The organism is Aeromicrobium sp. (assembly GCF_036676885.1).
Classification (GTDB): Bacteria; Actinomycetota; Actinomycetes; order Propionibacteriales; family Nocardioidaceae; genus Aeromicrobium.
In genome coordinates, this window is the sequence record NZ_JAKFCB010000393.1 from 1 (window position 1) to 3,360 (window position 3,360).

Annotated in this window: 5 protein-coding genes; 2 read left to right on the forward strand and 3 right to left on the reverse strand. The window is 66.6% G+C overall.

Annotated features, from left to right (window positions below; all coding sequences use genetic code 11):
- Positions 1-55: 55 nt before the first annotated feature.
- From V6M46_RS18670 to V6M46_RS18680, 3 genes are all read right to left on the reverse strand, one after another.
- Positions 56-535: a general stress protein gene (locus tag V6M46_RS18670; RefSeq protein ID WP_332667880.1), complete on the reverse strand. Its 480-nt coding sequence runs from the start codon at positions 533-535 to the stop codon at positions 56-58.
- 9 nt (positions 536-544) lie between these two features.
- Complete coding sequence (locus tag V6M46_RS18675) at positions 545-1,735, reverse strand: acyl-CoA dehydrogenase family protein (RefSeq protein WP_332667882.1); 1,191 nt, start codon at positions 1,733-1,735, stop codon at positions 545-547.
- A 132-nt stretch (positions 1,736-1,867) separates the two neighbouring features.
- Positions 1,868-2,788, reverse strand: a complete 921-nt coding sequence (locus tag V6M46_RS18680) for a DMT family transporter (RefSeq protein ID WP_332667884.1) — start codon at positions 2,786-2,788, stop codon at positions 1,868-1,870.
- A 9-nt stretch (positions 2,789-2,797) separates the two neighbouring features.
- On the opposite strand from V6M46_RS18680, the gene V6M46_RS18685 reads away from it, so the two are divergent.
- A complete protein-coding gene (locus V6M46_RS18685; RefSeq protein ID WP_332667886.1) occupies positions 2,798-2,983 on the forward strand; it encodes a hypothetical protein in 186 nt (61 codons plus the stop codon).
- An 81-nt stretch (positions 2,984-3,064) separates the two neighbouring features.
- The coding region (locus tag V6M46_RS18690; protein ID WP_332667887.1) for a nuclear transport factor 2 family protein at positions 3,065-3,360 on the forward strand (296 nt) is incomplete at its 3' end.

A 3,360-nucleotide genomic window follows, 5' to 3' on the forward strand; every position in this document is an offset into this window, starting at 1 on the left:
GACCTGCCCGACCTCGAAGTCCTCGAAGAAGTTGCCGGCGTTCGTCTTGGTCATGTCAGACGGCGAACGGGTCGCGGCCGGGCATCTTGGTGAGCAGCTCCTGGCCCTTGGCGAGGAACTTGTGCTCGACGAGCACCTCGTACTTGGTCGCGACGACCTTCTGCACCGAGCTGAAGTCGCGCTGCCCGCGGGTCGCCGCATAGCCGACCACTGCCGACGTCACGCCGAAGATCAGGCCGAGCACGATGCCGCCCAGGATCGCCGCTGCGAACGTGCTGCCGTCACTGAACAGGCTCAGCAGCAGGCCGATGAACAGGCCGAGCCACACCCCGGAACCGGCTCCCGCCATCAGCACCCGACCCCACGTCAGCCGCCCCGTCACGCGCTCGACCTGCTTGAGCTCCGTGCCGACGATCAGGACGTTCTCGACGGGGAACGCCTGGTCCGAGAGGTAGTCGACCGCCTTCTGGGCGTCCGCGTACTTGTCGAAGACACCGAGGGACTGGGGGTACTCGAGCGAGAAGATCTCTGCCATGGCTGGCTCCTAGAGCTTGTAGTCCTTGAGAAGGCTGCGTCCGATGATCATCTTCTGGATGTCGGACGTGCCCTCACCGATGAGCATGAATGCGGCCTCGCGGTAGAGGCGCTCGATCTCATACTCCTTGGAGTAACCGTAGCCACCGTGGATGCGGAACGAGTCCTGCACGACCTCGTTGCAGTACTCGGCGGCGAGCATCTTGGCCATGCCGGCCTCGACGTCGTTGCGCTCACCCGAATCCTTGCCGCGTGCGGCGCGCACGACCATTGAGTGCGAGGCCTCGACCTTGGTCGCCATCTCGGCCAGCCGGAACAAGATCGCCTGGTGCTCGGCGATGGGCTTGCCGAACGTCTCGCGCTGCTGGGCGTACGCGATGCCGAGCTCGAACGCCCGGTTGGCGATGCCGACCGCGCGGGCGCCGACGTTGACGCGGCCGACCTCGACGCCGTCCATCATCTGGTAGAAACCCTGGCCCGGCTTGCCACCGAGGACCTGGTCGGCCGAGATCTGGTGCTTGTCCAGGATCATCTCGGTCGTGTCGATGCCCTTGTAGCCCATCTTCTCGATCTTGCCCGGGATCGTGACGCCCTGGGCGGTCTCGCCGAAGCCGGGCTCCTTCTCGACCAGGAACGTCGTCATGTTCTTGTAGACCGACTCCTCGCCCTCGTCGGTCTTGCACAGCACCGCGACCAGGTTGGACGAGCCGCCGTTGGTCAGCCACATCTTCTGGCCGGTGATCTCGTAGCCGTGGTCGTTCTTGGTGGCCTTGGTCTTGATCGCCGCGACATCCGAGCCCAGCGCCGGCTCGGACATGCTGAACGCGCCACGGACCTCACCGGTGGCCATCCGCGGGAGGTACTTCTGCTTCTGCTCCTCCGTGCCGTGCTGGCGGATCATGTAGGCGACGATGAAGTGCGTGTTGATCACGCCCGACACGCTCATCCAGCCGCGCGCGATCTCCTCGACCACCAGCGCGTACGTCAGCAGCGACTCACCGAGTCCGCCGTACTCCTCGGGGATCATGATCCCGAAGATGCCCAGCTCCTTGAGGCCCTCGACGATGTCGGTCGGGTACTCGTCCTTGTGCTCCAGCTCCGTCGCAACGGGCAGGATCTCCTTCTCGACGAACTGACGGACCGTCTTCAGGATCTCCTCCTGGATCTCGGTCAGACCTTCGGTGCGGACAAGACGACCCATTGCGGGGGCTCCTCAAAATGTTGCTGACGCTGACCTGCTGACTGTACCGACGGGTAATTGGTATGTCGTCCGGTGCGGGAGGTGACATTGGTTACCTCCCGTTAACCTGCGTCCCACGAACCTGTCGAAAGGTCAGTCCGGCAGGACCTCGTCGGGCGGCGGGCGGCGTACGACCACCACGACGAGGCCCGCAAGGATCAGCGCCAGCCCGACGTACACGCCGGCCGGCGGGGTCTGGTCGAGGAAGATCCCGGCCAGGATCGCGGCGCCCGGCACCTCGAACAGCAGCAACAGCGAGATCAGGCCGGGGCTCATGACCGCCAGCAGGTGGTTGAGCACCGAGTGGCCGAGGAGCTGCGCGCAGATCGTGACACCGACGATCGCCAGCCACGTACGCCCCGAGAACCCCACCAGCTCGACCTGGGCGACCAGGCAGCCCACGGCCAGCGCCGCGGCGCAGATGCCGTAGCAGGCGACGGTGTAGGACGTCGTCGAGACGCTCTCTCGTACGCGGCTGCCCGCCATCAGGTACAGCGCCGCGGTCAGACCACCGGCGAGGGCGAGCAGGTCACCGGCCACCGCTCGCGCCGAAAGGCTGAAGTCCACGCCGGTGATGACCAGGACGCCTGCGACGGCGACCGAGACTCCGATGACCACCGCGCGAGGCGCGCGCTGGCCGCGCAGGAGGTCGATCACCACGACGAACACGACCTGCATGCTGACCATCGCCGTCGCCGCGGCGACCGAGGTCATCTTGAGCGCGGAGACCCACGTGCCGAAGTGCAGCGCCAGCATCACGCCCGCGAACGCCGTGGCGGTCCAGCCCTCGCGGCCCAGCGTCGCCAGCTCGCGCCGGATCGTCGGCGCCGCGAATGGCGCGACCGCGATCGTGCCGAGCGCGTTGCGCCAGAACCCGATCGCCAGCGCCGGAGCGTTCGCTCCCGCCATCAGCGGCCCGGACGCCGAGACGCCGAGGATCGCCACGACGGCGAGGAACGCATTCACCCGGTCAGTCTGCCGGTACGCGTCACCGGTCGGCGTCGCGCGTGCCACGATGTCGCCATGACTGCACTTGCCATCTGCCTGATCGTCGTCGGCGGCATCGCCTCTGCATTCGGCGCCCTGCGGCTCGCCGCGTCACGGCGTCGGGTCCTCGCGCCCGGTGAGGTCCCACCCGGCAACGGCGTGCCGATCCTGATCGCCGGCGACATCTCCCTGATCGCCGGAGTCCTCCTGCTGGTGCTGTAGTCGTCACGCTCATCCGGGAGCTACGGCTCAAAACTAGAACAGGTTCTTGTGCGCGGGCTCGGTCGCTGGGATGCTTCGGGCATGGACCTGGAAGCGCTCGAAGAGATCCGTCGGCTCAAGTATCGCTACTTCCGATCGCTCGACCTGAAGCTCTGGGACGAGTTCGCCGACACCTTCACCGCCGACGCCGTGGGCCGCTACGGCACCAAGGTGTACGGCGACATGGACGCGCTCGAGGGTCGTGACGCGATCGTCGAGTTCATGAGCAGCAAGCTGTCCAACGGCATCATCACGATGCACGTCGCCCACCACCCCGAGATCGACGTCGACGGCGACACCGCCGAGGCGTCGTGGGGCTTCGAGGACACCGTGATCGC

What these genes read in the sequence shown, in the direction of transcription:
- V6M46_RS18675 (WP_332667882.1), bottom strand. Translation starts at nt 1,735, where the DNA reads ATGGGTCGTCTTGTCCGCACCGAAGGTCTGACCGAGATCCAGGAGGAG.
- V6M46_RS18685 (WP_332667886.1), top strand. Translation starts at nt 2,798, where the DNA reads ATGACTGCACTTGCCATCTGCCTGATCGTCGTCGGCGGCATCGCCTCT.
- V6M46_RS18670 (WP_332667880.1), bottom strand. Translation starts at nt 535, where the DNA reads ATGGCAGAGATCTTCTCGCTCGAGTACCCCCAGTCCCTCGGTGTCTTC.